Origin of the sequence: Cognatiyoonia sp., from assembly GCF_965661665.1 — a bacterium.
GTDB lineage: Bacteria > Pseudomonadota > Alphaproteobacteria > Rhodobacterales > Rhodobacteraceae > Cognatiyoonia.
Window position 1 is genome coordinate 96342 of sequence record NZ_CBFIEO010000003.1, and the last position, 25641, is coordinate 121982.

At 56.8% G+C, this 25641-nt stretch carries 24 protein-coding genes and 2 pseudogenes; 10 read left to right on the forward strand and 16 right to left on the reverse strand.

The genetic code is table 11. From position 1 onward, the window contains the following. The first annotated feature begins 20 nt into the window (after positions 1-20). The 4 genes from ACTF5F_RS02985 to ACTF5F_RS03000 are packed head-to-tail and all read left to right on the forward strand — an operon-like array spanning position 21 to position 2945. Entirely contained in the window at positions 21-464 is a 444-nt protein-coding gene (locus ACTF5F_RS02985) for a MaoC family dehydratase (protein ID WP_438955395.1), read from the forward strand. A 36-nt stretch (positions 465-500) separates the two neighbouring features. After that, positions 501-1442: a bifunctional riboflavin kinase/FAD synthetase gene (locus tag ACTF5F_RS02990; RefSeq protein ID WP_438955396.1), complete on the forward strand. Its 942-nt coding sequence runs from the start codon at positions 501-503 to the stop codon at positions 1440-1442. After that, positions 1432-1899, forward strand: coding sequence for a YcgN family cysteine cluster protein (locus tag ACTF5F_RS02995; RefSeq protein WP_438955397.1), 468 nt, complete (start codon positions 1432-1434; stop codon positions 1897-1899). The genes ACTF5F_RS02990 and ACTF5F_RS02995 overlap by 11 nt, the downstream gene beginning before the upstream one ends. Beyond that, on the forward strand, positions 1899-2945 hold the full coding sequence (locus ACTF5F_RS03000) for a threonine aldolase family protein (protein ID WP_438955398.1): 1047 nt from the start codon (positions 1899-1901) through the stop codon (positions 2943-2945). The genes ACTF5F_RS02995 and ACTF5F_RS03000 overlap by 1 nt, the downstream gene beginning before the upstream one ends. Here the strand turns inward: ACTF5F_RS03000 and ACTF5F_RS03005 are convergent. Both ACTF5F_RS03005 and ACTF5F_RS03010 read right to left on the reverse strand, forming a co-directional pair. Continuing rightward, entirely contained in the window at positions 2942-3730 is a 789-nt protein-coding gene (locus tag ACTF5F_RS03005; RefSeq protein ID WP_438955399.1) for an alpha/beta fold hydrolase, read from the reverse strand. The genes ACTF5F_RS03000 and ACTF5F_RS03005 overlap by 4 nt on opposite strands. Further along, complete coding sequence (locus tag ACTF5F_RS03010) at positions 3730-4329, reverse strand: 2-hydroxychromene-2-carboxylate isomerase (protein ID WP_438955400.1); 600 nt, start codon at positions 4327-4329, stop codon at positions 3730-3732. The genes ACTF5F_RS03005 and ACTF5F_RS03010 overlap by 1 nt, the downstream gene beginning before the upstream one ends. A 107-nt stretch (positions 4330-4436) precedes the next feature. On the opposite strand from ACTF5F_RS03010, the gene ACTF5F_RS03015 reads away from it, so the two are divergent. Both ACTF5F_RS03015 and ACTF5F_RS03020 read left to right on the forward strand, forming a co-directional pair. Beyond that, the gene (locus ACTF5F_RS03015; RefSeq protein ID WP_438955401.1) at positions 4437-5453 is read left to right on the forward strand and encodes a ribose-phosphate pyrophosphokinase; all 1017 of its coding nucleotides are present in this window, start codon (positions 4437-4439) and stop codon (positions 5451-5453) included. A gap of 80 nt (positions 5454-5533) precedes the next feature. Continuing rightward, entirely contained in the window at positions 5534-6418 is an 885-nt protein-coding gene (locus ACTF5F_RS03020) for a TolB family protein (protein ID WP_438955402.1), read from the forward strand. 23 nt (positions 6419-6441) lie between these two features. Here the strand turns inward: ACTF5F_RS03020 and ACTF5F_RS03025 are convergent, their stop codons facing one another. The 7 genes from ACTF5F_RS03025 to ACTF5F_RS03055 all read right to left on the reverse strand — a co-directional run bounded on the left by ACTF5F_RS03025 (position 6442) and on the right by ACTF5F_RS03055 (position 12818). Beyond that, positions 6442-6765 (reverse strand): H-type lectin domain-containing protein, encoded by a 324-nt coding sequence (locus ACTF5F_RS03025; protein WP_438955403.1) that lies wholly within the window; start codon positions 6763-6765, stop codon positions 6442-6444. A 150-nt stretch (positions 6766-6915) separates the two neighbouring features. Further along, entirely contained in the window at positions 6916-7338 is a 423-nt protein-coding gene (locus tag ACTF5F_RS03030; RefSeq protein ID WP_438955404.1) for a F0F1 ATP synthase subunit epsilon, read from the reverse strand. Between the two features lie 10 nt (positions 7339-7348). After that, positions 7349-8779: a F0F1 ATP synthase subunit beta gene (atpD, locus tag ACTF5F_RS03035; RefSeq protein ID WP_438955405.1), complete on the reverse strand. Its 1431-nt coding sequence runs from the start codon at positions 8777-8779 to the stop codon at positions 7349-7351. A gap of 16 nt (positions 8780-8795) precedes the next feature. After that, the gene (locus ACTF5F_RS03040) at positions 8796-9671 is read right to left on the reverse strand and encodes a F0F1 ATP synthase subunit gamma (protein WP_438955406.1); all 876 of its coding nucleotides are present in this window, start codon (positions 9669-9671) and stop codon (positions 8796-8798) included. Between the two features lie 22 nt (positions 9672-9693). Next, positions 9694-11229 carry a F0F1 ATP synthase subunit alpha gene (gene atpA / locus ACTF5F_RS03045; protein ID WP_438955407.1) on the reverse strand — a complete coding sequence of 512 codons (1536 nt, stop codon included), beginning with the start codon at positions 11227-11229 and terminating at the stop codon, positions 9694-9696. Then, a complete protein-coding gene (locus ACTF5F_RS03050) occupies positions 11230-11796 on the reverse strand; it encodes a F0F1 ATP synthase subunit delta (RefSeq protein ID WP_438955408.1) in 567 nt (188 codons plus the stop codon). A 242-nt stretch (positions 11797-12038) separates the two neighbouring features. Next, on the reverse strand, positions 12039-12818 hold the full coding sequence (locus tag ACTF5F_RS03055; protein ID WP_438955409.1) for a class I SAM-dependent methyltransferase: 780 nt from the start codon (positions 12816-12818) through the stop codon (positions 12039-12041). A gap of 62 nt (positions 12819-12880) precedes the next feature. Between ACTF5F_RS03055 and gloB the strand changes: the two genes are divergently transcribed. Together gloB and clpA are read left to right on the forward strand one after the other, a co-directional pair. Further along, complete coding sequence (gene gloB / locus ACTF5F_RS03060; RefSeq protein WP_438955410.1) at positions 12881-13642, forward strand: hydroxyacylglutathione hydrolase; 762 nt, start codon at positions 12881-12883, stop codon at positions 13640-13642. A 193-nt stretch (positions 13643-13835) separates the two neighbouring features. Then, positions 13836-16163 (forward strand): ATP-dependent Clp protease ATP-binding subunit ClpA, encoded by a 2328-nt coding sequence (gene clpA, locus ACTF5F_RS03065; protein WP_438955411.1) that lies wholly within the window; start codon positions 13836-13838, stop codon positions 16161-16163. Positions 16164-16195: 32 nt separating this feature from the next. Here the strand turns inward: clpA and ACTF5F_RS03070 are convergent, their stop codons facing one another. From ACTF5F_RS03070 to ACTF5F_RS03085, 4 genes are all read right to left on the reverse strand, one after another. Beyond that, the gene (locus tag ACTF5F_RS03070; RefSeq protein WP_438955412.1) at positions 16196-16594 is read right to left on the reverse strand and encodes a GFA family protein; all 399 of its coding nucleotides are present in this window, start codon (positions 16592-16594) and stop codon (positions 16196-16198) included. 4 nt (positions 16595-16598) lie between these two features. Continuing rightward, the gene (locus ACTF5F_RS03075; RefSeq protein ID WP_438955413.1) at positions 16599-18779 is read right to left on the reverse strand and encodes a peptidoglycan -binding protein; all 2181 of its coding nucleotides are present in this window, start codon (positions 18777-18779) and stop codon (positions 16599-16601) included. Between the two features lie 3 nt (positions 18780-18782). Further along, positions 18783-19877 (reverse strand): biopolymer transporter ExbB, encoded by a 1095-nt coding sequence (locus ACTF5F_RS03080; RefSeq protein WP_438955459.1) that lies wholly within the window; start codon positions 19875-19877, stop codon positions 18783-18785. Positions 19878-20008: 131 nt separating this feature from the next. Next, the gene (locus ACTF5F_RS03085) at positions 20009-20545 is read right to left on the reverse strand and encodes a gamma-glutamylcyclotransferase (RefSeq protein WP_438955414.1); all 537 of its coding nucleotides are present in this window, start codon (positions 20543-20545) and stop codon (positions 20009-20011) included. Positions 20546-20605: 60 nt separating this feature from the next. On the opposite strand from ACTF5F_RS03085, the gene ACTF5F_RS03090 reads away from it, so the two are divergent. After that, complete coding sequence (locus ACTF5F_RS03090) at positions 20606-21598, forward strand: DUF2125 domain-containing protein (protein ID WP_438955415.1); 993 nt, start codon at positions 20606-20608, stop codon at positions 21596-21598. Here ACTF5F_RS03090 and ACTF5F_RS03095 read toward each other — a convergent pair. Together ACTF5F_RS03095 and ACTF5F_RS03100 are read right to left on the reverse strand one after the other, a co-directional pair. Continuing rightward, positions 21595-21834, reverse strand: a pseudogene (locus ACTF5F_RS03095) (DUF697 domain-containing protein); the annotation flags it as partial. The gene ACTF5F_RS03090 and the pseudogene ACTF5F_RS03095 sit on opposite strands and share 4 nt — an antisense overlap. A gap of 63 nt (positions 21835-21897) precedes the next feature. Continuing rightward, positions 21898-22361: pseudogene (locus tag ACTF5F_RS03100) on the reverse strand (YcjX family protein); the annotation flags it as partial. Positions 22362-22462: 101 nt separating this feature from the next. Here ACTF5F_RS03100 and truA point away from each other — a divergent pair. Next, positions 22463-23233 carry a tRNA pseudouridine(38-40) synthase TruA gene (gene truA / locus ACTF5F_RS03105; RefSeq protein WP_438955460.1) on the forward strand — a complete coding sequence of 257 codons (771 nt, stop codon included), beginning with the start codon at positions 22463-22465 and terminating at the stop codon, positions 23231-23233. A gap of 272 nt (positions 23234-23505) precedes the next feature. Here truA and acs read toward each other — a convergent pair whose 3' ends face one another. Then, on the reverse strand, positions 23506-25458 hold the full coding sequence (gene acs, locus ACTF5F_RS03110; RefSeq protein WP_438955416.1) for an acetate--CoA ligase: 1953 nt from the start codon (positions 25456-25458) through the stop codon (positions 23506-23508). Between the last annotated feature and the right edge of the window lie 183 nt (positions 25459-25641).

Genomic DNA, 25641 nt, shown 5'->3' on the forward strand with positions numbered 1-25641 from the left:
TGTTACCCTATGGAGCTTTCATGTTGGACAACGCACCCCGCGGCACAATTGTCATCGAAGACATCGAAATTGGCATGGTCCGATCCCTCCGCAAGGAAGTGACGGATCGCGATATTGAGCTCTTTGCGGAGGTGTCCACCGACCGCAATCCTGTGCACCTTGATGAATCCTACGCCCAAGACACGATCTTTGGCGGCCGCATCGCGCATGGCATGCTGACCGCGGGCCTGATCTCTGCCGTTATTGGTGAACAGCTTCCCGGCCACGGCACAGTCTACATGGGCCAATCGCTCAAATTCCTCGCCCCAGTGCGTCCTGGAGACGTGGTGTTGGCAGAGGTTGAGGTTATCGACATCGACTACCCCAAGCGCCGCGTGAAGATGGAAACGCGCTGCCTCGTGAACGGCAAAAAGGTGCTTTTGGGCGAAGCCACTGTGCTCGCGCCATCTGGCAAGTTCGACTAGTCTTGAACCTCGTTCGGCGGCGCGTTACGCAACCCCATGCGTATCATCCGTGACACTCAATTCATTGACCCTGCCGACCGCGGCGCTGCTGCGGCGATTGGCAATTTCGATGGTGTGCACCTTGGCCATCAGGCAGTCATCGATATTGCGCGCAAAGAGGCGGAAAAGAGCGGCGCACCCCTTGGCATCATGACGTTTGAGCCCCACCCGCGCAGCTTTTTCGGCCGCGTGGACGTGCCATTTCGTTTGATGAATGCGGAGTCGAAAGCCAGCCAGATGGAAAAGCTGGGTGTAGAAAAGCTTTATGAGGTGCCCTTCAACAAGGCCCTCGCCGCGCTGACCCCCGAAGAGTTCGCGCAAGAGATCATTCATAACCGCCTTGGCCTGAAGCATGTCGTCGTGGGTGAGGATTTCTGCTTTGGTAAAGGCCGCGCGGGGACCGTGACGGACCTGCAAGCCTTTGGTACACAAATGGGGTTTGGCTTGACCATTGCGCCAATGGTGGAGATTGGCGTGGGTGAGGTAAGTTCCACCTCCATTCGCGATGCACTGACCGACGGCCGCCCAAGGGACGCTGCGGCGATGCTGGGCCACTGGCACCGGATTGAGGGCGAAGTCATCCGCGGCGATCAACGTGGGCGCGATATGGGCTATCCGACGGCAAACATGGGCCTTGATGCACTGCATCCGCCTAAGTTCGGCGTCTATGCTGTGAAAGTTGACGTCTTGGATGGCGCCTATGCCGGCACCTATGACGGGGCGGCGTCCATTGGTACCCGTCCCATGTTTGGGGAAAACCTGCCGAATTGTGAGACGTTCCTCTTTGATTTTAAAGGCGACCTTTATGGCGCGTCGCTCTCAGTAGCGCTGGTCGAATTCCTGCGGCCAGAACTGAAATTCAACAGCCTCGACGCGCTCATCTCCCAAATGAACGCCGATTGCGACCAAGCGCGCTATATTCTGTCCAATGTCGCATAGCATCCCCCGCTCAGACCTTGCGCCGGAGTTTTGGGCAAAAACCCCGATGGAGGAATTGTCGAAGGCTGAATGGGAAGCGCTCTGCGATGGCTGCGGCAAGTGCTGCCTCAACAAGCTTGAGGATGATGACGGCACTGTCGAACTCACCCGCGTGGCTTGCCGACTGCTGAATGATGAGACCTGCCTGTGCAGCCAGTACCCAATCCGCCACCAGTTTGTGCCGGAATGTATTGTGCTGACACCAAGCTCAATCAAAAATCACATGTATTGGCTGCCCCAGACCTGCGCTTACAGGCTGATTTATGAGGGTAAGCCATTGGAGCCTTGGCATCCACTGATCTCCGGCGATCCAAACTCCGTCCATGAGGCGGGCATGTCGATGATCGGACGGACGGTGTCCGAGGCGGAGATTGATGAAGATGACTGGGAAGATCACATAATTGAGGAGCCCAACTGATGTTTTTCGCCTCTGACAACGCGGGCCCTGCACATCCGAAAGTTCTCGACGCGATGGTTGCGGCCAATGACGGCTACGCGATGGGCTATGGCGCCGATGCGATCATGGACCGTGTCCGCGACAAAATCCGGAAGGTCTTCGAAGCGCCGGAAGCAGCAGTGTATCTGGTGGCCACTGGAACAGCCGCCAACTCCATCCTACTGGCCACAATGGCGCAGCCGTGGCAGACGATCTTCTGTTCCCCCATGGCGCATATCCATGAGGATGAATGCAACGCACCAGAGTTCTATTCAGGCGCAAAGCTGACACTGGTCCCTGCGGTCAATGCCAAGATGACGCCTGACGCGTTGCGCCAAAGCATTGAGGGCGAAGAGACGCGCGGCGTTCATGGCCCGCAGCGTGGGCCGATCTCCATCACGCAGGTGACGGAGAAAGGCACCGTGCACACGCTAGACGAAATCAAGGCGCTCACCAGCGTTGCGAAAGACTACGGCCTTCAATCCCACCTAGACGGCGCGCGATTCACCAACGCGATGGTGTCACTGGGCTGCACAGCGGCGGAGATGACGTGGAAAGCCGGAATTGATGCCGTGAGTTTTGGCGGCACCAAGAACGGCCTTTTGGGGGTTGAGGCTTGCGTCATCTTTGATTCCAAGACCGCATGGGAATTCGAATTGCGCCGCAAGCGTGGCGGGCATCTGTTCTCCAAACATCGCTATTTGTCGGCGCAGATGGACGCCTATCTAACCGATGATCTTTGGACCCAGATGGCCGCGAATGCCAATGCACGCTGCGCGCAACTGGCGGATGGCTTGCGCCGGATGGACCACGTGACGCTTCAGTACGAACCAGACGCTAACATGATCTTTTTCCGGATGCCCCGCGCCCAACATGCGCGTGTCCTATCGGGCGGCGCGACCTATTATGTCATGGACGGCGACCATACTGCTGGTGATCCAGACGAACTGCTCACTGGGCGTTTGTTGACAGATTGGTCGATGAGTAAGACCGTGATCGACGACTTTTTGGCGCTCATGGTTGGCTAAGCTGCGGCCATCATGGCGGAGGCGACGGCGTCTGGATGCGTGACAGGCAGCATGTGTGCAGCCTTTTCGACCACATGGTCGGTTGCAGTTGGGAGGCATTCGCACAGCGCCTCATGTATCGCGCGGACGATGGGCGGGCTCTGACTGCCACGTATCAAGGTGACAGGGATATCGAGCTCCTCCAACGCGCCAGAGGCCAAGACGCCTGTAATATCGTCCTCAATCGACGGAGCAGCGACCGGGATCAGATGGATGAGCGATGTAAGCCCATTGCGCACCGCTTCGGGCAATTGCGACCACGGGGCGACGCCCCACATGTCGTTAAAGACTTGCGCGGCAAGCGCGCGATCCTGCGCGGCCCATGCTCTGGCAAAGGGCTCGAACGATGCCTGATGGCGGGCATAGGCCGGTGTCCCCTTTGCCGCAGCAAAGAAGACCGGTTCAATTAACGTAAGGCGGTTGACCTTTGACGGCTCTTCAAGCGCCGCGCGGAGCGCGACAGTGCCGCCGAAAGAATGCCCGATCAGATGGGTTGGCCCGTCGCAGAGCGCGAGCGCTTGGTTGGCGGCGACAAGCTGATACTCGGAACTATCATCCCATGCCTCACTGGACCCGTGACCGGGCAAATCAAAGAGTGTGGCCTGCGCCGCGCCACCCATAGCTTTGACCACTGGCAGCAGCGTCTCAAGACGCCCGAGCGAGCAGTGAATTCCAACAACAGCCTCGCTGCCGCTGCCCGTTCGCATCACACGCGCCTTTCGGCCTGCGAGTGTTTCTAATTTCATTAGATCTTGCCTGCCAGATGTGCCTCAAGGTCGTCCAAACGGTCCTGCCCCCAGAACCGCTCATCCGCATCCGTGACATAGAACGGTGCGCCAAACGCGCCACGGTTCACCGCATCTTCAAGGTTGGCCGCAAACGTATCAGCGCTGGCCATCATGCCCTTATCGGCAAGGTCTGGATCAAAGCCGGCATCGGTCAGGCAGGCGCGGATTGTGTCGTCTTGGCAGATGTCCTTTTCCTCAGCCCAGCAGCAGGCTGTGAGGCGATTGACGAGCTTGCCGACGTCGCCGCCGCCGTCGGCTTGAGCCGCGATGATCGCGTAAGACGCAGGGGCCGCGTTCGTGGGCCAGAACATCGGTTTTATGTTGATCGGCATCCCAGCAAGCGCCGCGCGACGGCGCAGTTCTTGGAGACGGTATTCCTGCCGGTTTGGGTGACGATCCTTCGGTGGCAGGCCGCCTGTCCGACCAAACAAGCCCATGATGTCAAGCGGTTTGTAGGTGATCGTTACGCCGTAATTTTTGGCCATATCTTCCAGCCGTGTCCCCGTCAGATAGGTGAACGGGCTCATCGGAGAAAAGAAGTAATCCACATGTGCCATTTTTTGTCTCCCCGACGCAGTGATTTTGTTGGTTGGACGGTAGCGGTGTGCTAGGCGAAGTCAACGCCACGAATCTGTTACATTTCCTTCTGCCAGAGGACCGAAGAATGCCGCAACTGCTCGAACCCAAGCTTATCTCTGGGAACGCAAACCGACCATTGGCTGAAGCGATTATTGGGCGCATGTCGATGCACCGCGGGATGGAAGTGGGTTTGGTCGACGCGCGGGTTGAGCGGTTCAACGACGGTGAGATTTTTGTCGAGGTGTTCGAGAACGTCAGGGGCGAGGATATGTTCATCGTCCAGCCAACATCGAACCCAGCAAACGACAACCTGATGGAGCTTTTGATCATCGCGGATGCGCTGCGCCGCTCCTCCGCCGCGCGGATCACGGCGGTGATCCCCTACTTCGGCTATGCCCGCCAAGATCGCCGCTCCAAGGCCCGCACACCGATCACGGCGAAGCTGGTCAGCAATATGATCGTTGAAGCTGGTATTGAGCGCGTTTTGACCCTGGATTTACACGCAACGCAGATTCAAGGTTTTTTCGATATTCCGGTGGACAACCTTTATGCCTCGCCCGTCTTTGCTTTGGATGTGATGCACAACTTCAAAGGTCAGATGGACGACGTGATGGTCGTATCCCCCGACGTCGGCGGCGTGGCCCGCGCACGTGATCTGGCGCAACGGATCAACGCGCCGCTGTCCATCGTCGATAAGCGCCGTGGCAAGCCTGGTGAAGTGGCAGAAATGACAGTGATTGGTGACGTTAAAGACCGCACCTGTCTGATCGTCGATGATATCGTGGACACAGCTGGCACACTCTGCAAGGCCGCTGAGGTGTTGATGGAGAATGGAGCGAAAGAAGTACATTCCTACATCACCCACGGTGTCCTGTCCGGCCCTGCCGTTGACCGCATCAGCAAGTCAGTGATGAAGAACCTCGTCATCTCCGACACGATCCAGCCAACCGAAGCGGTTGCAGCCTGCAAGAACATCCGCATCGTCAGCACCGCCCCCATGTTCGCCCAAGCGATTATGAACACATGGAACGGCACATCGGTCTCATCGCTCTTCAATCACAAAGCGCTGAAGCCGATTTACGAGGGCATGTATAGCGGCTGAGCAGCGAATGGGCGCTTGCCAGATGAACTGCAATCTTGCCTTCTAGGTCCAAGGAAGCTTTCAGCCGGAACATTAGCGCAATGGCACCTCGCACCCTAAAGCCAGGCCAAATCTGTCAAGTTTGGATCCATGACACGGAGACCCGCGAAGATAGGCTGGTGTTTGAAACCTGCGATCGTTTGTTTGAGGCACCGAACTGGACGCTCCAGAATGATGCGCTGATCCTGAATGGCGATGGTTTGTTGTGGCGGTGTGACCCTGCAACGGGCCAACTGTCATCCATTCCGCTTGAAGGATTACCGCCGGTAAACAACGATCATGTCCTCGATCCAAATGGTCGGCATATCTTCGCATCAACCAATGATGATGGGCAGATCTATCGCGTGCCACTGGCTGGGGGACACGTGGTGCAAATCACCGGCAAGGAAGGACCGAAAGATCTTTTGAACTTCCTGCATGGTGTTTCACCTAATGGCAAAGACTTGGCCTATGTCGGAGTGCTCACCGATGATAAGGAGCGGTTCGCCTCTGCGGAGATTTGCGTGATTGGATCGGATGGGCAGAACTTCAGGCAATTAACCGATGACGGCGTTCCAACAGACGGACCGGAGTACAGCCCAGACGGTGCATGGATTTACTTCAATACCGAGGCCTTTTCGGGTCATGCCCAAATCGCCCGCATGCGACCCGATGGTTCGGATGCCCAGCGTCTGACCTATTCCAAAACGGTCGACTGGTTCCCGCATATGTCCCCGGATGGACAACAAGCAGTCTACCTTGCCTATCCCGAAGGCACCGAGGGCCACCCCGCCAACAAACCGGTCAAATTGATGTTGGTGGAAGACAGGAACTGGACAGAGCCCAGAATCGCCGTAAGCCTTTTCGGCGGTCAAGGCACGATTAATGTGAACAGCTGGTCTCCGGACAGCCGAAGATTTGCATATGTCAGCTATCCAATGACGTAAAAGGGCAATCGCTCAAAGCTTGGTCAAATATCCCAAGCGTCGTCGGAACTGAAGGAACCGGTGGTTTGCCATGCGACGCGGAGGCGGGCGATTTTGGTGTCACCCCATGTGTTGAACCAGATTTTGAAACCATTCCGCGTGACCTCCTCCGTACGAAGGTCCACATGCATGTAAGCGTCATTCAACATATCGCACATCGCCAGACGAACCGTCGTGGAGGGCGGCTCATCAAATGGTTCCGAGAATGTGATCTCTTTAACGACGGACCGCTCACCGGTTTTGGCCCACATTGGACCGTTGTCTTTGTAGTCGTTGAACAGGACAACCTCGCCCTGATCTATGCCCACCAGATGTCCATGTATTTTCTGGACTCTACCATAATTCACCATTCAACTGGTCCCCCGATAATCGCGGTTTCGGGCAAAAAAAGCGCATGAAAAGAAAAAGGCCCTCAAGAAAGTTGAGGGCCTGTCTCTATTTCACAACTTTAGGATGCATTATCGCTGGGCGTTCAGCCCAATCTCACCACCAAGGTTGACCATATCGGACAAAAGCTTCGCCGCATCATCGACAGGACCCGGCTCATTCTCAAAGCCTTCCTGCGCTGTGGCGTAGGCTGATTTTGCATCCGCAATCATCTGATCCAGAACCTCTTGCGTCATCTCGCCCTTTGGCAGGGCGCTTTCGGCGAGAACGGACACGCTTGCGCCATTGATTTCTGCAAAGCCACCAGAGACAACATAGTCATCGCTGCCGCCGCTGTGCACGACGGTCAGGACACCAGGCCGCAAGGTTGTGATGACGGCTGTATGGCCATCCATCACGGTCAGGTCGCCATCAGCACCTGGGATGTGTACCTCTGACGCCTCAACCGACGCCAAACGGCGCTCAGGCGAGACAAGATCAAATTGCATTGCCATCTATGGCTCCTTACGCGGCGTCTGCCGCCATTTTCTCTGCCTTAGCTTTCACTTCGTCGATGCCGCCAACCATGTAGAAGGCACCTTCTGGCAGGTGGTCATACTCACCGTTCACAACAGCCTTGAAGGACGCGATTGTGTCTTCCAGAGCAACCTGAACACCTGGGGAGCCTGTGAAGACTTCCGCCACGTCGAATGGCTGGCTGAGGAAACGCTGGATCTTACGCGCACGGGCAACAGTCAGTTTGTCTTCTTCACTGAGTTCGTCCATGCCGAGGATCGCGATGATATCCTGCAGCGACTTATAGCGCTGCAGCGTGTTCTGGACGTCCATCGCAACGGCGTAATGCTCTTCCCCGATAACCGCTGGGTCCATCAGACGGGATGTGGAGTCCAATGGGTCCACCGCAGGGTAGATGCCAAGCTCCGAAATCGCACGGTTGAGAACAGTTGTCGCGTCCAAGTGCGCGAAGGATGTCGCTGGCGCAGGGTCAGTCAAGTCGTCCGCAGGCACGTAGATCGCCTGAACAGATGTGATGGAACCGTTCTTTGTGGATGTAATGCGTTCCTGCATCGCACCCATGTCTGTCGCCAGTGTTGGCTGGTAGCCCACCGCGGATGGGATACGACCTAAAAGCGCGGAAACCTCAGAACCCGCCTGTGTAAAGCGGAAGATGTTGTCGACGAAGAACAGAACGTCCGTGCCGGACTGGTCGCGGAACTGTTCAGCCATTGTCAGACCGGACAAAGCCACACGCATACGTGCGCCTGGAGGCTCGTTCATCTGACCGTAAACCAAGGCCACTTTGGACTTTGTCAGGTCTTCCGCGTCGATAACGCCGGATTCGATGAATTCGTAGTAAAGGTCGTTACCTTCACGAGTCCGCTCCCCCACACCCGCGAAAACGGAGTAGCCAGAGTGCACTTTCGCGATGTTGTTGATCAGTTCCTGAATAAGAACCGTCTTACCAACACCCGCACCACCGAAGAGGCCGATCTTACCACCCTTCGCGTATGGTGCGAGGAGGTCGATAACCTTGATACCGGTGACGAGGATTTCAGACGCAGTGGACTGCTGCTCGAAGGCAGGCGCGTCACCGTGGATGGAGCGCGTTTCAGTCGCTTTAACAGCGCCTTTTTCGTCCACAGGCTCACCAACCACGTTCATGATGCGACCCAATGTTGCGTCGCCCACTGGCACGCTGATTGGGCCCTTGGTGTCTGTCACAGCCTGACCGCGAACGAGACCTTCTGTTGCATCCATCGCGATGGCGCGGACAGAATTTTCACCAAGGTGCTGCGCCACTTCGAGGGTTAGCATCTTGCCGTTGTTGTCTGTTGTCAGCGCGTTGAGGATTTCTGGCAGATCGCCATCGAACTGCACGTCAACGACGGCGCCGATGATCTGGGTGATCTTGCCGGTTGCTTTTGCTTTGGCCATTGTTGGTCTCTCCGGTCTAGAGCGCTTCCGCGCCCGAAATAATTTCAATCAGCTCGTTAGTGATCACGGCCTGACGTGAGCGGTTAAACTCGATGGTCAGCTTGTCGATCATCTCACCAGCGTTGCGGGTCGCATTGTCCATCGCAGACATCCGTGCACCCTGCTCAGATGCGCCGTTTTCCAAAAGCGCAGAGAAGATCGCCGTGGCAACACCACGCGGCAGCAAGTCGGCGAGGATCGCCTCTTCGCTGGGTTCATAGTCGTAAAGCGTTGTGTCCGCGTCGCCGTCCACTTCCGGAGCGACAAACGGGATCACTTGCTGGGCTGTCGGGGTCTGGCTGACGACGTTGACGAACTTGGAGTAGAAGATCGTCGCGACATCAAACTCGCCTGCGTCGAAGCGGCTCAGGACGTCTTTTGCGATGTTCTGAGCGTCGATGTAGCCAACCTTCTTCACCTCGGTCAGGTCCACGTGGCCGATGAAGGTATCGCCAAGGTCACGCTTGATCGCGTCGCGGCCTTTTTTGCCGACAGTCAGAATTTGGACTGTTTTGCCAGCAGCTTGCAGCTCTTGCGCGTGTGTCCGGGCGAGTTTTGCAATGTTGCCGTTAAAGCCACCGCAAAGGCCACGCTCCGCCGTCATGACGACCAGCAGATGTACGTCATCCTTGCCAGTGCCGCTCAGCAGCTTGGGCGCGGAGTCTGAACCACCAACCGATGCCGCCAGCCCTGCCATCACGGCGTTGAACCGTTCTGTGTAGGGACGTGACGCCTCGGCTGCGTCTTGGGCACGACGGAGTTTTGCCGCCGCGACCATCTGCATCGCCTTTGTGATCTTCCGCGTGGATTTCACGCTTTCGATCCTGTTTTTTAGGTCCTTAAGACTGGGCATAAGGGTCTCCTATGTCCGAAACTTAAGCGAAGTCTTTTGCGAAGGCTTCAATGGCTGCTTTGATCTTGTCAGATGCTTCGCCTTTGATCTTTGGATCTTCTTTGGTGATCCAATCCAGCAGTCCAGCTTCGTTTGTCCGCAGATGCTTCAGAAGACCCGCCTCAAACCGGCCCACGTCCTTCACTGCAATCTTGTCGAGGTAGCCGTTTGTGCCCGCAAAGATCACGCAGACGATTTCTGCGTTGGTCAGTGGGGAGTATTGCGGCTGCTTCATCAGTTCTGTCAGGCGCGCACCACGGTTCAACAACTGCTGTGTGGAGGCATCAAGGTCAGAGCCGAACTGCGCAAAGGCCGCCATTTCGCGGTACTGAGCGAGTTCCAGCTTCACTGGACCAGCCACAGATTTCATCGCGTTCGTCTGAGCGGAAGAACCCACACGAGAAACAGACAGACCTGTGTTCACCGCAGGACGGATACCTTGGTAGAAGAGTTCTGTTTCCAAGAAGATCTGACCATCGGTGATGGAGATCACGTTGGTCGGAATAAACGCAGACACGTCCCCACCTTGGGTTTCGATGATCGGTAGAGCGGTCAAGGAACCAGCGCCGTTGTCCTCGTTCAGCTTCGCGGAACGCTCCAGCAGGCGGGAGTGAAGGTAGAAAACGTCACCTGGGTACGCTTCACGTCCTGGTGGACGACGCAGAAGCAGGGACATCTGACGATAGGACACAGCCTGCTTGGACAAGTCATCATAAATGATCAGGGCGTGCTTACCGCTGTCGCGGAAGTACTCTGCCATCGCAGTCGCAGCATAAGGTGCAAGGTACTGCATCGGTGCAGGCTCGGACGCTGTCGCAGCCACAACGATGGAGTATTCGAATGCGCCGGATTCTTCGAGGCGCTTCACTAGCTGTGCCACTGTGGAGCGTTTCTGACCAACAGCGACATAAACACAGTAAAGCTTCTGGCTGTCGTCTGTTGCTGCGTCGTTGTAGGACTTCTGGTTCAGGATCGTGTCGAGCGCGACAGCTGTTTTACCAGTCTGGCGGTCGCCAATGATCAATTCCCGCTGACCACGGCCAATTGGGATCATCGCGTCAACGGACTTCAGACCAGTTGCCATTGGCTCGTGCACGGATTTACGTGGGATGATGCCAGGGGCTTTTACGTCAGCGACTAAACGCTTCTTCGATTTGATCGGGCCTTTGCCGTCCAGCGGGTTGCCCAGCGCGTCCACAACGCGGCCAAGAAGCTCAGGACCAGCAGGCACGTCCACAATGGACTTGGTGCGCTTGACCGTGTCGCCTTCTTTAATGTCGCGGTCAGAACCGAAGATAACGACACCGACGTTGTCCGCTTCGAGGTTCAGGGCCATCCCGCGAATACCACCGGGGAATTCGACCATTTCACCAGCCTGAACATTGTCGAGACCGTATACACGCGCGATACCGTCACCAACTGACAGCACGCGGCCTACTTCAGCAACTTCGGCTTCCTGACCGAAGTTCTTGATCTGGTCCTTCAGGATCGCAGAGATTTCAGACGCTTGGATCGCCATTTATCCGACCTCTTTCATTGTGTTCTGGAGTGCATCGAGCTTCGACTTGATCGAGGTGTCGATCATTTTCGAGCCCACTTTAATAATAAGACCGCCAATGATGCTTTCATCGACGGTCGCGTTGATTGTAACGTTCTTGCCCACTTGTGCTTTCAAAGTCTTGGCCAGTTTGTCTGACTGCGCTTTGGTGAGTGCTTTTGCGGACACCACGTCAGCAGTGACTTCACCACGCTCTTCAGCCAGCTGCGCACGAAGCGCTTGCACAAGCTGCGGCAGGACAAACAGGCGGCGCTTATAAGACAGCAGCGCGAGTGTGTTTGTCATGGTGGGCGACAATTTCATTTTCTTAGCAATAGCGGCGATTGCACCGGCTTGCTCGTCCCGGCTGTAAAGCGGGGAGGTTAGCAAAGTGCGAAGGTCTTCGCTCTCTGCCAGGGCGCCTTCGAGCGCGCCAATATCTGTTTCAAGTGCCTTGAGCTTTTTGCCTTCGTTGGCAAGCTCGAAAACGGCTGTGGCATACCGCTCTGCGATGCCGGAGGAAATCGAAGTTGGTTCGGACACGTCCACCCTTTCGATGCGTTAGGCCCATCCCGTATCCCAAGGGAGTGGGCGTCGAAAACGCCCTCGCAAACCGCGCGGGCATCAAAATCGACTGCGATGTAGCAGACGACATTGCAGCGGGCAAGCGCCCACCGAAATTAATCAGGGGCCTCTTTTCCAATGTTTACAAAGGTTTTCGGGGCATTTGTGAAATCGCTGCAAATTTCAGCTGCGACACCGACGCGCACATTGCCCGAATCTGGGGAATTTCAGTCAAAAACTTCGGAAGTTGAGCCCTGCGCGCCCGCAGTTCCAGGAATTGGGGCGGTCATACCCTCTAAAGCCTTCAACGGTCGCTTGACCTTTTCCCGCAATCCTGGCCCGACGGGGGCGATAGTCTGCTTGGAAACCTCGGCGATAATGACGCCCCCCGCTTTGATGAGCGGGATATTATGGCCGGTCTGTTCGATAAGGTTGGTGAACTTGCGCCAGACCTTTTTGTGCGACGGCGGTTGGTAAAGCGTTGAGAAGCTGGTCTCAGTTATGAATTGATGCCGCCGGAATTGAACATCAAGCTGCGACATGGAATAGGGACGACCATAGCCGAAAGGGGTCTTATCCGATCTCGACCACAACCCAGCACGGTTCGGTACGATGAACACTGCACGCCCCCCAGGCCCCAATACCCGCCAACATTCATCGATGAGCGCGGACGGATTTTCCGACGTCTCAAGCCCGTGCATGACGACAAGCTTGTCAACCTGCCCAGTGGGAATTGGCCATTGTGTGTCTTCACACAACAGGCTGACGTTCAGACCTTGATGCGGCCAGCGCATCACTCCCTGCGGCCCCGGCATCAGCCCGATCACCCGTCGCGCGTCTTTGAGATAGGGCCGAAGTAGCGGTACCGCAAAGCCGAAGCCTGCGACTGTCTGGCCCTTCGCCTCAGGCCAAAGCACTTTCAACTCATCGCGGATCACCGTCTGCGCCCGACGGCCCAGCGCGCTGCGGTAGTAGAAGTTTTTGAGATCCTGAACATCAAGATGCATTGCGGCGGCGGACCCTTTAAGCAAAACTTGGCGTGACCATACCAATTGAAAGCGCGTTTGCCATGCCTCTTGAACTTGTGACCGTTCCCTGCCTGTCGGACAACTATGCCTATCTGCTACACAACGCGGAAACTGGTGGGACGGCCTTGGTAGATGCGCCAGAGGCAGAACCTATTGAGGCGGCTTTGGAAAACCGTGGCTGGACCCTGACCGACATTCTGATCACGCATCATCATTATGACCATACGGATGCCGTAAACTCGCTACGAGGCAAGTCGCGAGTTATTGGCGCGAAGGCTGACACTCATCGCCTGCCGAACTTGGACGTTGCGGTCGCGGAAGGGGACGTTTTGCAGGTACTGGGGGAAGATGTGCACATCTTCGATGTGTCCGGCCACACCATCGGTCACATCGCATTCTATTTCTCCGAAAGCGGCATCGCTTTCACGGCAGACAGCCTGATGGCACTGGGATGCGGACGATTGTTCGAAGGGACCGCCCCTCAGATGTGGCAAAGCCTTCTTAAACTGCGCGCCCTGCCCGCCGATACGGTCATCGCGTCAGGTCATGAATACACCGCCAGCAATGCGAAGTTTGCGGCGTCTTTGAGTGAAGACAATCCCGCGCTGTCACAGCGCATCACCGAGATCACCAAAGCCCGTACGGCGGGTGAGGCAACGGTGCCATCGCTCCTTTCGCTTGAATGTGCGACGAATCCGTTCCTACGCGCAGACGATCCGGCATTGAAATCTGCGGTCGGGCTTCCACATGCGACAGACGCCGAGGTTTTTGCGGAAATCCGGCGCAGGAAAGACAATTTCTGATCGTATATTCATGAAAGGTTGCGACATTTCGTGCGATTTAGCGGATATCACGGCTTTTCGTGCTATTTGTCGTAAAAGAAGTGAAAAAAGGTCTTGAAGGTTTGGGAATAAAACCAAACTTTAATACAAAAAAGGGCATGGTCTAATCGGGTATCCTCCCAACCAGGCCCCCTGAAAGTGAAGGAGCGCACGCGTGCCATCATTCTCAACAACACTTGAGCAGTCTATTCACGGTGCTTTGGCGCTTGCCAATGCGCGCAAGCATGAGCTTGCCACATTGGAGCATTTGCTGCTCGCGCTGATCGATGAACCGGACGCGGCACGCGTGATGCAGGCGTGTTCCGTCGATCTGGACACGCTGCGCAAAGATTTGGAAGAGTTTATCGAGGATGACCTGTCGACGCTGGAAACAGATGTTGAAGGGTCAGAAGCTGTGCCAACGGCGGCATTCCAGCGTGTGATCCAGCGGGCGGCAATCCATGTGCAATCATCTGGTCGGACCGAAGTGACGGGTGCAAACGTTCTTGTTGCGATCTTTGCGGAACGTGAATCCAACGCGGCCTACTTTCTGCAAGAACAGGACATGACCCGCTACGACGCGGTGAACTTCATCGCGCATGGCGTGGCGAAAGACCCAGCTTATGGGGAATCCCGCCCTGTCCAAGGTTCGACAGACGAAAACACCGAAACCATCCAAGACGACAGCGTTGAGGAAAAGGAAAGCGCACTTGCGAAGTATTGCGTCGATCTGAACGCAAAGGCGAGTGAGGGCGATGTTGATCCACTGATCGGACGCGCCCATGAGGTTGAGCGCTGCATTCAAGTACTCTGCCGCCGTCGTAAGAACAATCCGCTGTTGGTAGGTGATCCGGGCGTGGGCAAGACAGCCATTGCAGAAGGCCTGGCTTTTAAGATCGTCAACGGTGAAACACCTGAGGTGTTGGCCGGCACCACAATCTATTCGCTAGATATGGGCGCATTGCTGGCCGGCACGCGTTACCGCGGTGATTTTGAGGAACGCCTGAAGGCGGTGATGACGGAGATGGAAGATCACGACGATGCCGTGCTCTTCATCGATGAGATTCACACGGTGATCGGCGCTGGTGCCACATCAGGCGGGGCAATGGATGCCTCCAACCTGCTGAAACCTGCGCTTCAGGGTGGCAAGCTTCGCTGCATGGGATCAACCACATATAAGGAATTCCGTCAGCACTTCGAAAAAGACCGCGCGTTGAGTCGTCGATTCCAGAAGATCGACGTCAATGAGCCGTCTGTAGAAGACGCGGTGAAAATCCTGCGTGGGTTGAAGCCTTATTTTGAGGAGCATCACTCCATCAAATATACCGCGGACGCGATCAAAACGGCGGTGGATCTTTCCGCGCGCTACATAAATGACCGCAAATTGCCCGACAAAGCCATCGACGTGATTGATGAAGCTGGTGCAGCACAGCATCTAGTCGCTGAGTCCAAGCGTCGGAAGACCATCGGCACGAAAGAGATTGAGGCCGTTGTCGCCAAGATCGCCCGTATCCCACCGAAGAACGTCAGCAAAGACGATGCCGAGGTGCTGAAAGACCTTGAAGGGTCGTTGAAGCGCGTTGTCTTCGGTCAAGACGCGGCGATCGAGGCCCTATCTTCCGCGATTAAGCTCGCGCGCGCGGGTTTGCGGGAGCCTGAAAAGCCCATCGGCAACTACCTTTTCGCTGGCCCAACCGGTGTGGGTAAAACCGAAGTGGCCAAGCAATTGGCAGACACACTGGGTGTCGAGCTGATGCGCTTTGACATGTCGGAGTACATGGAAAAGCACGCGGTGTCGCGTTTGATCGGTGCGCCTCCCGGCTATGTCGGGTTTGACCAAGGCGGCATGTTGACCGATGGCGTGGATCAGAACCCGCATTGTGTTCTGCTTCTCGATGAGATCGAGAAGGCACACCCAGACGTCTACAATATCCTGTTGCAGGTAATGGACCACGGCAAACTGACCGACCACAATGGCCGAACGACAGATTTCCGCAATGTAATCTTGATCATGACATCGAACGCAGGTGCTGCTGAGCTGAACAAGAACGCTTTGGGCTTTGGCCGCGAAAGCCGCGAGGGTGAAGACACCGCTGCGATTGAGCGCACCTTTACACCGGAATTCCGCAACCGTCTGGACGCGGTGATTTCCTTCGGGGCGCTGCCGAAAGAGGTGATCTTGCAAGTGGTTGAGAAGTTCGTGCTTCAGCTTGAGGCGCAGCTGATTGACCGCAATGTGCACATCGAACTCACCCCGAAAGCCGCCGAATGGCTGGCCGATAAAGGATATGATGACAAAATGGGTGCGCGTCCACTTGGCCGCGTCATTCAGGAAAACATCAAGAAGCCGCTGGCGGAAGAGTTGCTCTTTGGCAAGCTCGTCAAAGGCGGGTTGGTCAAGGTCGGCGTCAAAGGCGGTGAGCTTGATCTGCAGATCGAGGAGCCCGAACAGGGCAAGATCGAAGGCACGGGGAAAAAACCCCCGCTTCTTCCAGCAGACTAACGAATTAGGGCCGCAGCAGCGGCCCTTTTCATTTAATCGGTCCGATATTCCTCATCGATCTTTTCCAGATCATCTGCAATCTCCAACCACGGGTATTTCCGGTGATAGAACGCATGTAACTCAGGCCCCAAGTCTGCGGCCTGATCGAGCAGACCAAGTGAGATATAGATCATGCCTGGCAGATAGTCATAGATGCCGGACAGAGGCGACCCACAGTTGCCACAAAAGCTGCGCGTCACGCCTATGTTAACGGTAACCGTCTTTTCATGACCGCCTGAAATCTCAACATCCTCTACCGCAAATTCAACGAAGGCTGTGACAGGCGCGCCAGCAGAGCGGCGGCAATCGTCGCAGTGGCAATAGAGCGTTGTCCGTGGGGACTTCGCCGCGATCGTTGTCTTGCCGCAGTAGCAGTGCCCTGTGACCTTCATGCGGCTACCTTTCTGTCAGCTTCAGTTCGATCCTGCGGTTCTGCGCGCGCGCTTCATCCGTGTCGGCGGTGTTGATCGGTTGGAATTCCCCAAAGCCATTGGCGGCGAGCTTTGTCGGCGGGATGCCCAGATCGGAGGTCATGAACCGCACCACGGACAACGCCCGCGCCTGAGACAGCTCCCAATTGTCGCGGTAGCGTCCGCTGCCGGAAAGCGGCGTGTCGTCGGTATGGCCATCTACGCGGATCACCCAATCAATTCCTTCAGGGATTTCATCAGCAACGTCGCGCAGGATGTTGGCCACCTTCGCAATCTCGGATCGGCCAAGCGGTGAGAGTTCGGCACTCGCGGACTGGAACAAAACCTCCGACGAGAACACGAAGCGGTCACCGACGATCTGGACGCCTTCCTGCCCTTCAAGGATAGTGCGCAGTTCACCAAAGAAATCAGACCGAAAGCGCTCCAAATCCTGTGCTTCTGCGGTCAACCGCTTTGCTTCCTCTTCGAACCTGATCCGCTCCGCTTCTTCTAATGCCGCGCGGCGGCGTTCTTCTGCGGCGACGCGGGCAAGGGCGGTGTTCAACTGTTCGCCCAACCGCTCAATCTGGACTTTCGCGTCTGAGTCCGCGTCCGCTGCTACGTTGAGCAGTTCTTGCAAAGTGCCGACCTGACTGCGCAACTCTGCGACCTGTGCGTTCAGTAGCGCTACTTCGCGGCGGCTTTCGGCGGACAATGCCTCCTCCGCGCTCAAGGCTTCGTTCGCTCGCGCGAGCAAGGCCGCTTGGCGATCGATATCGGCTTGAGTGGTATCCTGTTCGGCCAACAAGGCCGCAAGGCGCGATTTCAACTCATTGTTTTCCTGCGCGGCGGCGTCACCGCTGGTGGAGAGTGTCGCGATCCGCTCCTCCAAAGCCTCCCGCGCCAAGAGCGCCTCAGCCAGACGGTCTTGAAGGCTCGCTTGCTCTGTCTCTGCTGCCGCCGCTGCATCCGCTGCGGCTTGTTGGGCCAGCATGGCCTCGACCAATTTCGCCTGTAACTCCTGCTCCCGTGCGGCGGCTTCTTCTGCACTTATTTCCTGCGCCAAAAGGGCTGTCGCCAATTGCGCCGACAAATTTTCGTTCGCGAAGTTGCTGGTACTGGTCAGTTCGGTCGCCTCGTCCAACTCTGTTTGAAGCGCCGCGATCTCAGCCAGACGATCCTCCAACCGCTGCTCCAACTCCGCCATCGCATTGGCCGACCCTTCTTGAGCGGCCATCGCGACCAAAAGCTGCGCGGTGAGGGATTGTTCTTGTTCAGCAGCATCTGCAACGGCCGCTTCCGCCGCTTGTTGCGCCAGAAGTGCGGCGGCAAGGTTTTCGGTCAACTGGTCCCGCACATCCTCCGTCGCAGCGAGCAAGGTGAGCGTTTCTTCAGCCTCCTTACGCTTTTCTTCAAGCGCGAGTGTCATCGCAGTCAGTTCCGTATCCGCATTGGCCAAGCGTTCGCGCAACGCCTCTGCCGCTGCGGCTTGCGCCAGTTCCGCCGCTTCCAATGCGCTGATTTGCTCTGCATTGGCGAGGCGCTCTTGTTCCAGCTCAGAAATTCGCGTGGCGTCCGCATCGCCTTGAGCTTGCAAGTCTGCAATCATTGCTTCCAAAGCATCCGCTTGAGCGGCGGCGAGGCGCGCGGCTTCCGCGCCGGCGTCAATCTCATTGCGCGCTTGCGCTAGGGCAAGGTTGAGCGCTTCTTGGTCGGACAACAGGCGCGTTTGTTCTGCTTCAAGGGAGGCGATCGTGTCTTCTTGCACCGTTCGTTCTGCCAAAAGACCCGCGACCTGAGCCTCAAACCCAGTGATCTGGTTTTCGGCTGCGGTCAACGCAGTTTGTGCGGTGTCCAAATCCGTGGTGAGCTGCGCAATGAGAGCTTGTTGCGCGACTTCGCGGGCTTGCGCGTCGGAGAGCGAATTGATGAGCGTCGCGCTGCGGTCTTGTTCCAGCCCAAGCGCGTTGGAGAGGGAGGCGATTTCTTCCGCCAGTTCCTCCAACTGGCTTTCCTGCCCTGTGATCGTTTCGCGCAGCACAAACTGGATCACCATGAAGATCGTAAGGACAAACATCAGGACCAGCAAAAGCCCTGTCATCGCATCGACGAACCCCGGCCAGATCGCGTTGTTGAACCTTTGCGAAGACCGCCGGGCGAGTGCCATAGCCTAGCTCCGCGCCTTGATCGCTTTGGTGATGACCGCAAGATCGCCGCGCAGGTCTGCGGTGGTCTGCTGACGGCCAGCCGCGAGTTCCTCTAGGATGCGAAGCAGTTGCACGTCGATGGAGCGGAGGCGCATCCGGCTTTCCGCATCGATCCCGTCCATGCCACCCTCTTTCAGGCTGGCGACGAGCGCTTCCTGCCCTTCAGCCACGCGAGCCAGCAGATCAGCGTTTGGCCCGTCACCCGATGGCGTCTGGTTCTTAACCATCGCTTCCACCGCGTCGGTCAGCGCACCGATGCGGGTGTCAATCTCCGCGCTGCGGGCATCGGATTGAGCCATCGCGGATTGCATCGCTTCCATCTGTCCCGCCAAATGATCGACAAAGCCAGCGAGCATGCTGTCACTTTCCCCCGCGCCACCATCCTCAGCTGCGAAACCAAGGCGGGTGATCGAGGACAGCCATTCTTCGAGCTCTTGATAAAACCGGTTCTGACCATGGCCGGTGAAGAGTTCGAGCAGACCCACCACGAGCGACCCAGCAAGACCCAAAAGGGATGAGGAGAACGCCGTGCCCATCCCACCAAGCTGGTTTTCCAACCCAACTTGGAGCCGAGCAAAAACATCCGCACCGCTTTGGCCTTCGTCCGGCGACAAGGACCTGATGGTTTCTACCAAAGCCGGAACAGTCGTCGCTAGACCGTAGAACGTCCCCAAAAGGCCAAGAAAAATCAATGTGTTGCCAATGTATCTCGTTATTTCCCGCGCCTCATCAATCCGCTGACCGACGGAGTCCAGAATGGACCGGCTGGAACTAGACGAGATTTGGCTGCGCGCCCCGCGCGACCGGAGTAGTGTCGCCAATGGTGCCAATAGCGGCGGCGCGACAATAAAGCTGGCGCCAACACGTTCGCCTGCAAATGCTTCGATCCAACGCACACAGCGCATCAACTGATAGACCTGAGCAAAGGTCGATAAGACACCGATCACAAAGACAAAAACGATCAGACCGTTAAGCAGCGGATTGGACTGATAAATCTGGATCATCTGATCGCGGCCGACATACAGAATGCCGCCGACGAGCCCCAACACAATCAGCATCGATACGATCTGATTGACCGGTTGTGCGAAGTGTGGCTCGGCCTCGGGTTCCCTTAGATCGCTCAACGCGCAGGTTCCTCAGTTAGTCTCTTTTGCCAGACCCTAGCTTTTGTTGGGCAAAACAGGAATACCTAATCCGTTTTGGCCGCCAGCGCCTGCACCCTGTCAAAAAGCCACTCGAGATCAGGGTCATGGATGCCGAGCGTGCGCATTTTTGCAACCGTGTTGAAAAGATAGTCGCGATTGGGGCCCCGCACGCCGGTGGCGCTGATGATCCGCTTGGCCTGCTCTTTCAAGGCATGGCCGCAATACTGGCGGTTGTCGCGGTTGATGACGTAGGTGACTGCTTTGAGCGCATCGCCGCCTTCGTCGACCACATCGACCATCGCTTCGAGGTATGCATCGGAAATGAGTTCACGCTTGCGCAGGGCATCGAGGACCGGCGTCTCCTCCTTCGGCTTCACGCGGAACGCGACGCCGTCACAGACTGCGCCCTCATCTTCGTCCAGCGCCAAAACGAGGCCAGGCTGTTCTGCCGTCCCTCGGTAATGGATCGACAACATGCAAAAGCTGCGATGATAGCCCTGCAATTGCGCTTTGCGCGTCTCCGCTGGTTCAAATCCGGGGTCCCACAACAACGACCCATATCCAAAAACCCAAAGTGTCATCGCTGGCCCTTTCATTGCACGTTCTATATCGGTCAATGAACAGGCTCAAAAGAGGACAAAATGCGGTTTCTGGCCATTCTCGTGATTTCAGCGGGGCTTCTTTATAGCGGGTATTGGTTTGTTGGGGCCTCAGCGGTGGAGTCTGGGGCCGAAGCGGCCATTGAAGACTTACAGGCCGACAATTGGCTCATCGATATCGCTGATGTGAAAACGCGCGGGTTTCCGTCACGATTTGACACCACGCTGACCGATGTGAACGTGACCACGCCTGACGGTGCGCTGACCTACCGCGCGCGATTCTTGCAGGCACTGGCGTTAAGCTATGCGCCCCATAAGGTGATCTTGGCCTTTGCGAATGAACAGACCGTCGAGGTCGCAGGGCAAAGCCTTGGCATCACGAGCGATGAGCTCAAGGCGAGCGCGGCTGTCCAAGCCAGCACAACCGCAGCGCTGGACGATATCACGATTGAGAGCGGACCGATAACGGTGGTCTCGGATGTTGGCTGGGACACCGCAATTTCGTCCGCACTTGCGGCGTTGCGCCACGTGAACGGGACCGATCAAACCTATGATCTTTTTGGTGATTTCAAAGACATCGCCTTGCCGCGCGCCATTGCCGAAGCGATTGGCGATGTGACACCGTTGCCCGGTACGCTTCAATCCGTGCGCGTGGACGTGCGGGCAACGATGACCGCGCCGCTTGATCGGTATGCATTTGCGCAGGAAGATGCGGCGCCGGTCCTTCCGACATTTCTCTTGATCCGAAGCATTGAAGCGAAATGGGGCGCGTCGCGCCTGGCGGCTGAAGGTCAGATGACCTTTGACAGCTTAGGATCGGCTGTGGGGGAGTTGAATGTCACGCTTATTGAGTGGGACAGCGTGATTGATGCGTTGGTGCTCGTCGGAGTAGTTGATCCAGACCTCTCCGACACCGTGCACAGCGTCTTGTCGTCGATGGCGCAAGGGGAGAAGACCCTGACGATCCCCGTGACTTTCCGCAACGGGCAGAGCTTTGTCGGCTTGATCCCAATCGGCCCCGCCCCGCAGCTCTAGCCCTTTTGGAACAGCCCAACCAACGCCCGCCGAACCAGTGAGGTGACGGACGGTCGGCTTTCGTTCTGGAACGGCAGCGGGCGGCACACCTCCATCGCGGCAACGCCCACGAGGGCAGTAAGAGCGCCGTTGATGACCCCCTCCCCAAACCGTCAGGAGAGTTTGCTAACAACGCCACCACCAGCAACAGAGCCAATCAGATCATCGCCAACCGCAACCGCGTCCACGGCCTCAAGCGCTTTAAGTTAGGTCGCACCAGAGGGGCGTTGTTCTGCCTTCTCCAGCGCCTTTGCCGACTAATCCGCGATTGTCTGATCGAGCAAACCAAGGTCCAATAGCCATTCGCCCGGATAATCAACGATATCGAGGTGGATCGTGTGCTGCCCTGTCAAACCTGACAAAAGGCCGTTTGGTTGTACTTTCATCGACAAATGCAGCTCAGAAATATGTCGTGTCCCGTCCGGCCAACTCGGGGATTGCGCGGTCAGTTGCCCCAGATGCGCCTCATAATCAAAACGCGGCAAAGTGTCGTCGGGCTGCGGTTGCAGATACGCGGCTTGGATCTGCCCCGCTTTGCGCAATTGCGGCAGCCGCCCACGGTTCATCATTTTGGCCACAAGGGAGGTGATAAAAACCGGTTTCCCCGCGCGGCTGAGGCCCGTGACCCAAGCGGGATCACAGGTTCGGAAAAGGGCGCGGTCAGCGCGTCGGTCACACCATCCACGGTCCGAAGCACCTGAGCGGCTATCGTCGAGATCACCAAGAAACTTACCCTTTTCAAACGTCCGCCGACTCAAGATAGGTGGCCGGACCGCGTTTGCGTAGGGATTGATTTTGACCGCCCTGCCCCCTAAAGCCGCATCCATGCGGCGTTTTGCCTTGAAAATTGAGTACAATGGCCAGCCCTTTTCCGGCTGGCAGAGACAGCCCGCGCTGCCGACAGTACAGGGCGCGATTGAAGCGGCTTTGGCGAAGCTGGAGCCGGGTGAGCACACCATCGCAGCAGCCGGGCGGACCGATGCTGGCGTCCATGCGACCGGGCAAGTGGCACATTGCGATCTGGCGAAGGACTGGGATGCGTTTCGATTGATGGAAGCGCTCAATTATCATTTGAAGCCGAACCCTGTTGCGATCATCGACTGTGCCCGCGTCTCAGACGACTGGCACGCCAGATTCTCAGCGGTCGAACGGCGCTATTTGTTCAAATTGGTCAGTCGCCGCGCACCATTAACCTTTGAGGCTAGGACGCAATGGCGCGTGAACCACACGCTTGATTTGGATGCGATGCAGCGTGCGGCGGCGCATTTGCTGGGCCGCCATGACTTCACGACCTTCCGCTCCTCCATCTGTCAGGCGGACAGCCCTGAACGCACCTTAGATGAGCTAAGCATTACCGAGCAAGAGACAGCATCCGGTCAACTTTTTGAGTTCACCGTGCGCGCGCGATCCTTCCTCCACAACCAAGTGCGCAGCTTTGTTGGTACATTGGAGCGCGTAGGCGCCGGCGCATGGGAGCCAGAGGACGTGAAGACCGCGCTCGAAGCACGGGATCGCGCCGCCTGCGGCCCCGTTTGCCCGCCAGATGGTCTTTATCTGGCGGCTGTCAAATATCCAGAGGAACCCTTTACCTCCTGAGACATTGGACTCATCAGCTCTGACGTCAAACAATAGCAAGGACGGAGTCAAGTTGACCTAGCGGCAAATGGCCGATTTGGAGGCTCTTTGAAATAACCGACAAGATATGGGGAAATTGCGGTAATTTTTGGCAACAGTGCGGTGAACAGGCAGTCAGAGCGGCCGAAAACGACTGAGCAACCGCGAATCACGACAGGACCAGCCTTTGCGGCCGGTCCGTGCTCAAGCCGTGTTTGAAAAGCGGGCCCACCTAGACAGTGGGCCCAATCCGCTTAGCTGCGGTTCATTCGGTGCTCGATCAAGTCATCGACAACGGATGGATCTGCCAAGGTCGAGGTATCGCCAAGCGCGCCAAAATCACCCTCTGCAATCTTGCGCAGGATGCGGCGCATGATCTTGCCAGAGCGGGTTTTTGGCAGGCCCGGCGCCCATTGGATGAGGTCCGGTTTGGCGATGGGGCCGATTTCCGAACGAACCCAGGTTTCGAGTTCCTTGCGCAGCTCTTCCGACGGTTCCTCCCCACCCATCAAGGTCACATAAGCGTAGATGCCCTGCCCTTTGATGTCATGCGGGTAGCCAACGACAGCGCTTTCAGCGACTTTCGGATGCGCGACAAGGGCGCTTTCCACCTCTGCCGTGCCCATGCGGTGGCCTGAGACGTTGATGACGTCGTCAACGCGACCAGTGATCCAGTAGTACCCATCCTCATCACGACGGCAGCCGTCACCTGTGAAGTAGTAATTCTTGTAGTCGGCGAAATAGGTCTTCTCGAACCGCTGATGATCACCCCAGACGGTGCGCATTTGCGAGGGCCAGCTGTCTTTCATGCAGAGCACGCCTTCGGCGGATGTCTCATGAATTTCCTCGCCGGAGGTTGGCTCAAGAATGACCGGCTGAATGCCGAAGAAGGGAAGGGTTGCAGAGCCGGGTTTGGTCGTTGTGGCACCGGGCAGCGGGGTCAACAGATGACCGCCGGTTTCTGTCTGCCACCATGTGTCGACAATCGGGACGTTTCCGCCGCCAACAACTTCATGATACCAATTCCACGCTTCTGGATTGATGGGTTCACCGACCGTTCCGAGGACTTTTAGATCGCTCAGGTCGTACTTTGTGACCCACTCGTCCCCCTGCCCCATCAGCGCGCGAATTGCGGTCGGGGCGGTGTAGAATTGGTTTACCTTGTGCTTCTCACACACTGACCAGAAGCGACCTGCATCTGGGTAGGTTGGCACGCCTTCAAACATTAACGTCGTCGCCCCGTTGGCGAGCGGACCATAGACAATGTAGCTGTGGCCCGTGACCCAGCCCACGTCTGCGGTGCACCAAAAGATGTCGCCATCGTGATAATCGAACGTGTATTGATGCGTCATGGAGGCGTAAACGATGTACCCGCCTGTCGTATGCACGACACCTTTGGGCATACCGGTTGAACCCGATGTGTAGAGAATGAAAAGCGGGTCTTCCGCGTTCATCTCTTCCGGTGGACAGTCAGCGCTGACGGTTGCCTCAACCTCATGCAGCCAGAAGTCGCGGCCGCCTGTCATCGGCACATCGCAGCCAGTGCGACGCACGACGAGCATTTTGCTGTCGACCTCGATCTTCTGGAACGCGGCGTCTGCATTGGTTTTGAGCGGCGTGTTTCGGCCACCGCGCGGCGCTTCATCGGCAGTGATCACAACCTTCGCCTCAGATCCGTTCACACGCGCGGCAAGTGCGTCTGCGGAGAAGCCTGCGAAAACGACGGAGTGGATGGCACCGATACGCGCACAGGCGAGCATCGCGTAGGCCGCTTGCGGGATCATAGGCATGTAGATGACAACACGATCGCCTTTACCAACACCCAATTCTTTCAAAACGTTGGAGAATTTGCAGACGTCGTGGTGAAGCTCTTTGTAAGTAATGTGCTTGGCGTCATCGTTCGGGTTGTCCGGCTCCCAAATGATCGCGGTCTGATCCCCGCGCTCGGCTAGATGGCGGTCGATGCAGTTGGCGGCGACATTCAAGCTACCGTCTTCAAACCAATTGATGCTGATGTTGCCGGGCGCGAAGCTGACGTCTTTCACCTTGGAATAGGGTTTCATCCAGTCGACGCGTTGGCCATGCTCCCGCCAAAACCCTTCAGGGTCGGAGATCGATTGCGCGTACATCTCATCATACTTGGTTTTATCGGCATGTGCGCCTGCGGCCATCGCGCTGGATGGTGGATATGTCGTATCGGATGACATGGTGAACTCCCCTTGGTGTTGCTTCGCCACAGTGTGACCGGTCGCGTGCGACCTCCTCCGCCATGCATCATGAGCAATTCGATTGCTTTGCCAAGTCAATGCGGATGTATATCCACGCTCTTTGTAAAGAAAATCGACAAATTTCCGTTGGGGTTGAGAGTTTTTTGACAATGGGTCGAGGAA

Bases quoted from the DNA above. Each gene is read 5' to 3' on its own strand.
- gloB (WP_438955410.1), top strand. From the start codon at position 12,881: ATGCCTCTTGAACTTGTGACCGTTCCCTGCCTGTCGGACAACTATGCC.
- ACTF5F_RS03090 (WP_438955415.1), top strand. From the start codon at position 20,606: ATGCGGTTTCTGGCCATTCTCGTGATTTCAGCGGGGCTTCTTTATAGC.
- acs (WP_438955416.1), bottom strand. From the start codon at position 25,458: ATGTCATCCGATACGACATATCCACCATCCAGCGCGATGGCCGCAGGC.
- ACTF5F_RS03000 (WP_438955398.1), top strand. From the start codon at position 1,899: ATGTTTTTCGCCTCTGACAACGCGGGCCCTGCACATCCGAAAGTTCTC.
- atpA (WP_438955407.1), bottom strand. From the start codon at position 11,229: ATGGCGATCCAAGCGTCTGAAATCTCTGCGATCCTGAAGGACCAGATC.
- ACTF5F_RS03055 (WP_438955409.1), bottom strand. From the start codon at position 12,818: ATGCATCTTGATGTTCAGGATCTCAAAAACTTCTACTACCGCAGCGCG.
- ACTF5F_RS03005 (WP_438955399.1), bottom strand. From the start codon at position 3,730: ATGAAATTAGAAACACTCGCAGGCCGAAAGGCGCGTGTGATGCGAACG.
- ACTF5F_RS03015 (WP_438955401.1), top strand. From the start codon at position 4,437: ATGCCGCAACTGCTCGAACCCAAGCTTATCTCTGGGAACGCAAACCGA.
- ACTF5F_RS03070 (WP_438955412.1), bottom strand. From the start codon at position 16,594: ATGAAGGTCACAGGGCACTGCTACTGCGGCAAGACAACGATCGCGGCG.
- ACTF5F_RS03030 (WP_438955404.1), bottom strand. From the start codon at position 7,338: ATGGCAATGCAATTTGATCTTGTCTCGCCTGAGCGCCGTTTGGCGTCG.
- ACTF5F_RS03080 (WP_438955459.1), bottom strand. From the start codon at position 19,877: ATGCTGATTGTGTTGGGGCTCGTCGGCGGCATTCTGTATGTCGGCCGC.
- ACTF5F_RS02995 (WP_438955397.1), top strand. From the start codon at position 1,432: ATGTCGCATAGCATCCCCCGCTCAGACCTTGCGCCGGAGTTTTGGGCA.
- ACTF5F_RS03075 (WP_438955413.1), bottom strand. From the start codon at position 18,779: ATGGCACTCGCCCGGCGGTCTTCGCAAAGGTTCAACAACGCGATCTGG.
- ACTF5F_RS03040 (WP_438955406.1), bottom strand. From the start codon at position 9,671: ATGCCCAGTCTTAAGGACCTAAAAAACAGGATCGAAAGCGTGAAATCC.
- ACTF5F_RS02985 (WP_438955395.1), top strand. From the start codon at position 21: ATGTTGGACAACGCACCCCGCGGCACAATTGTCATCGAAGACATCGAA.
- ACTF5F_RS03085 (WP_438955414.1), bottom strand. From the start codon at position 20,545: ATGACACTTTGGGTTTTTGGATATGGGTCGTTGTTGTGGGACCCCGGA.
- ACTF5F_RS03010 (WP_438955400.1), bottom strand. From the start codon at position 4,329: ATGGCACATGTGGATTACTTCTTTTCTCCGATGAGCCCGTTCACCTAT.
- truA (WP_438955460.1), top strand. From the start codon at position 22,463: ATGCGGCGTTTTGCCTTGAAAATTGAGTACAATGGCCAGCCCTTTTCC.
- atpD (WP_438955405.1), bottom strand. From the start codon at position 8,779: ATGGCCAAAGCAAAAGCAACCGGCAAGATCACCCAGATCATCGGCGCC.
- ACTF5F_RS03020 (WP_438955402.1), top strand. From the start codon at position 5,534: ATGGCACCTCGCACCCTAAAGCCAGGCCAAATCTGTCAAGTTTGGATC.
- ACTF5F_RS02990 (WP_438955396.1), top strand. From the start codon at position 501: ATGCGTATCATCCGTGACACTCAATTCATTGACCCTGCCGACCGCGGC.